At 75.5% G+C, this 233-nt stretch carries 1 pseudogene; it reads left to right on the forward strand.

From position 1 onward, the window contains the following. A pseudogene (locus tag GV790_RS31965) lies at positions 1 to 199 on the forward strand (hypothetical protein); the annotation flags it as partial. Positions 200 to 233 lie beyond the last annotated feature (34 nt).

Raw genomic sequence — 233 nt, forward strand, 5'->3', positions numbered from 1 at the left:
GGCCACCACGCACTGGGCGCGGGCCGCCCAGCTGGCGCGGGAGTTCCCGGCCGTGCGGGTGCAGCCCGACGTGCTCTATGTCGACCACGGTGACGTCGCCACCAGCGCGGGCGCGGGCGCGTACTGGAGTTGGCCGCCGTCGCGATGCGGCGGCATCACCATGTGGCGGGCCACCAGGGCCGCGTGCGCGGCGCCGTGATCCGTGCGGACCAGGTGCAGGCACAGGTCGATGC

This window comes from Nocardia cyriacigeorgica (assembly GCF_010858045.1).
Lineage (GTDB): Bacteria > Actinomycetota > Actinomycetes > Mycobacteriales > Mycobacteriaceae > Nocardia > Nocardia cyriacigeorgica_E.